Consider the following 4,086-nt stretch of genomic DNA (forward strand, 5'->3'; position numbering starts at 1 on the left):
GTCCATATTCCCTTTGCACCAAACCTCATCAAACCAGTAATGCAGCAACCGGGTCAAAGGCATGCCGGCCGGGTTTGCGGGATCATACGGGGCCGCCATGGCAGTGCTGCGTTCCGCATTCTTTTGCAGCTGGCCGGCTGCAGGCTCCGCCCTGCGCGGGGACACAGTGGCAATCTCGGGTTTTCTGACAGATTTGGACATATTGATCCTGGGTGCGTTACTGGCCGGGCAGACGGCGGCAAGGACGGGCTGACCGCTGACCGGCTTCGGTTCAGGTATCTCAGGTACAGCTGCGGCAAGCAGATTTGAACCGCCATTGCGTTGATTTCCGTCAGCTTGACGTGACAGCGCTATAGTTTCTGAGCGGAAAGTGCAGGTTTCTGTTGCCAGGTACCTGCGACCCCCGCCTTACACTGTTAGGCGCAAGGACTTAAGTTCGGCGATTAGAACTGCTTACGCAGCCAGAGCCATTGCCGGAGCACGATTGATATAGCGGGTGTGGAGAAAAACCATTTTAAGTAGAAGATCACTTCTTGTGCTAAATAGTTAGGTACAAACAGAATAGCGGGCAACCTCGCGAAACGGGGTTGGACCTTTCGCAGGCTGGCGCCGTTCCATCACCCTACGTCGTGTGCGTAAAAGAATATTGGTGAAAGCTCCACAGACCCCGATGAATGTTCAGATTTTGACCTGAACCGACAAGGCATCCTTCAGATGCTGCGCCATAAAGCTCTGCAATGAGGCTGATGATCACGAGAACAATTTCGAAATGCAGCCGCTTCAGCAGGACCTGGCCAGAAGTGTAGGAGATCGATACCAGTCTCGACAATGCACCCAAAGCTGCATGCATTCGACCAAAAGGCTGCTACTAAGTTGTAGAACACCTGCGAACGCAGTTGATCTCGGATGTCGTTTCCTTTGATGGTAGCAAATAAGTAACCGGCGCCTGCGCCCCACGTTGTTGTGCCAATGCCGTATTGCGAGATCTTGCCCATCTCACAGTGGGGAGTGTGTTTCGCACAGTGCATTACAAATTCGTATCTCAATTCGTTGGGTGTCGATACATGGCCAGGCCCTCGTGTGGAGAAAATCGAACGAGAATCCCGGTCTGGAAATGTATCAAAACGTATCCTTGAGTTGCAGTCATGCGCTGGCTAGCTAGATAAATCGGAGGCAAAGGGAGCTGTTTTGATGCGCCATAAAGCGGGGAAATTGTGGACATCGCTGGCGCTAGCACTGGTGCTGGCGTTGTCCGCGCTTTTTGCGCCCCTGACCGCAGAAGCAGAAGACCAGTCTGAGGGAGTTTCTGTTGCACAGCATGAAACTGTAGACGGGCACAGCCATTCCAGCCCCGGCCCCTGCCACAAGGCTGCGGCCTGTGAAGCGCCTGTTGCGCTGCAGTTATGGCAGAAGGTTTCCATTGCTGAAAAAGCAGGAAAACTGGCTGTTGTATTGAAGGATTTCGGTCTGGCTTCCGCGGCGCCCGAAGCGCATCTTCCGCCTCCTAAAGCGTGATCCTAAGCGCCTGACCCCTCTGCTTGCTTTTCCCTCCGCTTGAGAGCAGCAGCTTGCATGCATTTTCCAGCTCAATCCGGAGCGAACGCTTAATCGGCTGGCCCTGGCGCGCTCAATCGCTGCGTTTGCGAATGTCTGCAGTGGACCTCTGACCACCATCTCACGACATCTCAATTAAACTAAGGACTGACGATGCCACCCAACGCAACTTGGTGCGCGGCTATTGCCGACGCTGCTCTTGCCCCTCAGGCAGCAGCACCTCAGCGTGGCAGTTCCAATGAGGCTGCCGCATTTTTTCTCTCATTCTGAAGACCGATTTCAATGCCTCCCGAGCACACTTCTCCGCACTACCATTCTTTTGCCCTTGAGACCGCCAATTGGCTGGGCTTCAGATATGGTGAAACCTCCCCGGAATGGGTGCATCCGGCGATGCATCTGGTTTTGCTGCTGGCCCCGGCGCTTCTGGCAGTCTGCGCTGCCACTCTGCTCGGCCGGGTGCTCCACCTGCGGCTGTCGCATTCCACCGCAAGCCTGGTTAAGCCGACTAACGATCACATCGCCGGCCTTGACTGCAACCTGATTGCCCACATTGTCCGGACCACGCGCCGCCAGCAGTTTTTCCTACTGCTTTTAAGCCTGTCACTGCTGCCAGTCCTGTATCTATCACTGGAACTGCCCAAGCAGATAGTGAACAACGTCCTGAGCAAATCGCACACGCCGCTGAGCCTGTTGGGATACGACCTCACCGCCACACAGCATCTGGCAGTTTTGAGCGGTGTTTTTCTGCTGGCGATCACACTGAACGGTGTCGGGAAGTACCTACTTAACGTGCTGAAAGGGCGGCTCGCCGAACGCTGCCTCAGACGTCTACGGCTGCTCATCTACCGCCATTGGCGCAAACATACCTGGGGCACCCGCAAAAGCGAGCTTCCGCAGGTTCTGGGGCAGGAAGCTGAACCGATTGGCGGATTTTCAGCAGATCTGGTGGCGCTTCCGGTTACCCAGGGCGGAACGCTGATCACGATCCTGCTGTTCATGTTCATGCAGGATCCAATCCTCGGTGCGGCTGCGCTGACCATTTTGCCGCTGCAACTGTTTCTGCTGCCATTTCTGCAGCGGATCGTGAACCGGCTGAGCCGGGAGCGCATTCAGGAAATGCGGAATCTTGCACGCGGTTTGACAGGGCAGCTGAACCCGTCACAGGACCGCCCCGGCGAGGTCCTGGCAACCGCCGCCTCTCTGCGGCAGCTAGAGCATATCCGCAGGCGCATCCATCGGGTGAAGTTCTTTACCAAAGCGCTGAACAATTTCCTTACCGCGCTGACGCCGTTTCTGTTCTATTCCCTGGGTGGCTACTTTGTCCTTGAGGAGCGCATTACTCTGGGCGCACTGATCGCGGTGCTGGCGGCGCACAAGGATTTCTCAGCTCCGCTTAAGGAGCTGTTCCGATTCTACCAGCAGCTTGAAGACACAAAAATACGCTACAAAGAGGTTCTGCGTTTTCTGATGGAACAGGAGGAAGAGGACAAAAAGACGTCAGCGAACGGCTGACATCCATTGCAGAACACGCGACTTGATCTGACATTTCTGCTCTTCTGGAGCGCAAGCAAAGAGTGCCGATCAATGACGAGTATTCAGGACAAGATCATCAAGCCGAAGCTGGGGCTGCTGGAGCTTGCGAAGCAGCTCGGCAGCGTTTCGCAGGCCTGCAAGGTGATGGGGTGCAGCCGGGACAGCTGCTACCGCTTCATGGAGCTATGTAAACAGGGAGGCGGGCAGGCGCTGATGGATCTCAGCCGCCGCAAGCCGATCCTGAAGAACCGGGTGCCGGAGCACGTTGAGCGGGCGGTGATCGAACTGGCGATTGAAAACCCGGCGCCGGGGCAGAAGCGCGCCTCGCGGGAACTCCAGCAGCAGGGCATCATGGTGTCATCTTCCGGCGTCCGCTCGATCTGGCTGCGCAACGGTCTGGAGGCCATGAAGAAACGCCTCAAGGCATTGGAAGGCCCGTGCCGCCCAGGACGGCATCCTGCTCACCGAGGCGCAGATGGCCGCGCTGGAGAAGGCCCGGCAGAAGAAGGGGGCGCATGGCGAGATCGAAAGCCGCCATCCGGGCTGTCCCGGCAGCCAGGGCACCTATTACCTGGGCACGATGAAGGGAGTGGGACGCATCTGCCAGCAGACCTTCATCGAGACCTATGCGCGGGTGGCGGCCGGTAAGCTCTGCACCGGGAAAACGGCGATCACCGCCGCCGGCCTGCTGAATGACAGGGTTACCCCTTCTTTGCCGGACACGGCATCAGCCTGTTGCGCATCCTGACGGGCCGCGGCACCGAATATTGCGGCAAAGCCGGAAGCCATGCCTATCAGCTCTACTTGGCGGCCGGGGACGTGGACCACACGAGAACCAAGGCGAACAGCCCCCAGAGTGAGACCGTAAGGCAATCGATCCAGTAAATCGATTGCAGGGCGAACGGGATCTGCGAGCGCTTCCACCGGACCACCAAGGATGAGTTCTGCGACATCGCCTTCCGCAAGAAGCTCTACCGGCCGGTGGAGGAATTGCAGGTG

General features: G+C 57.2%; 2 protein-coding genes and 2 pseudogenes. 3 read left to right on the top strand and 1 reads right to left on the bottom strand.

Translation table 11 applies throughout. From position 1 onward, the window contains the following. Positions 1 to 201: pseudogene (locus A2I95_RS26995) on the bottom strand (hypothetical protein); the annotation flags it as partial. Positions 202 to 1,191: 990 nt separating this feature from the next. On the opposite strand from A2I95_RS26995, the gene A2I95_RS27000 reads away from it, so the two are divergent. From A2I95_RS27000 to A2I95_RS27010, 3 genes and pseudogenes are all read left to right on the top strand, one after another. Further along, complete coding sequence (locus A2I95_RS27000; protein WP_027258740.1) at positions 1,192 to 1,515, top strand: hypothetical protein; 324 nt, start codon at positions 1,192 to 1,194, stop codon at positions 1,513 to 1,515. Between the two features lie 321 nt (positions 1,516 to 1,836). Beyond that, the gene (locus A2I95_RS27005; RefSeq protein WP_291734872.1) at positions 1,837 to 3,066 is read left to right on the top strand and encodes an ABC transporter transmembrane domain-containing protein; all 1,230 of its coding nucleotides are present in this window, start codon (positions 1,837 to 1,839) and stop codon (positions 3,064 to 3,066) included. Positions 3,067 to 3,138: 72 nt separating this feature from the next. Next, positions 3,139 to 4,086: pseudogene (locus A2I95_RS27010) on the top strand (helix-turn-helix domain-containing protein); the annotation flags it as partial.

It is taken from the genome of Leisingera sp. F5 (genome assembly GCF_001593695.1).